This window comes from Marinobacter sp. (assembly GCF_035268745.1).
Taxonomy (GTDB): Bacteria; Pseudomonadota; Gammaproteobacteria; order Pseudomonadales; family Oleiphilaceae; genus Marinobacter.
Map to the genome: position 1 here is coordinate 1 of NZ_DATFKH010000178.1, position 1,174 is coordinate 1,174.

Genomic DNA, 1,174 nt, shown 5'->3' on the forward strand with positions numbered 1-1,174 from the left:
CGCCATAAACTCCCGGTTACTCACCGGCAGCCTGGAGATGGCAAAAGCAGGAAGCTCGATTTCGAACCGCGGCTTTTCGTTGTCAAAGGCAAAGTCTTCATGGGCGAAGGCCTCTGACTCTCCGGGCATTCCGATCAGCCATCGCCCGGCGGGAATGACCGCGTCGGCTCTGGTTTGGTCGTTACCGGGCTCACCCGGTGCAACCCGCTCGGGCTGAAAGTCCGGAACGGCCGGATAACCAATGGTCTGACGACACCAGATAATCGATTCGATGTGCATGTTCTGATGAAAAATCGAGTAGCGGTAAAGGTATAGCTCCCGGTCCGTGAGGGTTTTAGTTTTGATTCGGGCGGCCACCCGGTCGTAGATGGTGTCGAAGTAGGCAAGCGTTTCCTCACGTCCGGGAAACAGGTCACGACGCCAGCGGTCCTTGTGGTCAATGTGGAACGAGTCCCAGAGCTCGTCCATGGCCGGATCATAACTGGTAGTCCCATCCAGCAGGTTGAACACGAACACTTCGTAAAAGAAGGCGGCATGCCCCATCTCCCAGAGTGGGGGGTTCACTCCCGGATGGTAGGGAACATCCAGCTTGTCTTCGGGCAGGGAGGTAATCAGGGCGCGCGTTCGCTGACGCGCGGTCTCAAGCTCAGCTAACAGGGTTGCTCTATCCACGCGCTATCTCTCCGGGTGAAATTTCCTAGACGCTACGATAACAAACCAGGATTCAGATGAATGCACTGTCTGCACTTCTTTCCTTTTCCCCGCCACCATTTTGTGGACCGATTCAACACATCGAGTAGGGTGAGGCGTCACCGCCTCAGCCCTCTCACAGAACCGTACATACGGACCACGTATACGGCTCATGCCATTAACTTACCCCGAACTCGGGGACAGTGATACCGGTTCGGACCTGGGTCAGATCCACCAACCTCAGCTCATTGTGCAGATAGGCATTCGGGATAGCATGGTGGGCCAGCGGCGAAGCCGCATTGCGCCAGCTTTGCATCCTGATGAACTGAAACGGCGGGCGATAACCCAGCTGTTTCAGTCGCCGATGCAGCCGACCGGGCGTCTTCCACTGTTTGAGCTGGATGCAGCGAAGGCGCCGCCTTAACCAACTCATCACCTGTTTCAATACCCGCGCGCAGTTCGCCACCCGGAAGTAGTTGGCAAA

The 1,174-nt window shown here is 56.6% G+C and carries 2 protein-coding genes; both read right to left on the reverse strand.

The window, feature by feature from the left end:
- The coding region (locus tag VJ956_RS12650) for a DinB family protein (protein WP_324085402.1) at nt 1–672 on the reverse strand (672 nt) is incomplete at its 3' end.
- Between the two features lie 196 nt (nt 673–868).
- Nucleotides 869–1,174: group II intron maturase-specific domain-containing protein (locus tag VJ956_RS12655; protein ID WP_324085403.1), on the reverse strand; the 306-nt coding region annotated here is incomplete at its 5' end.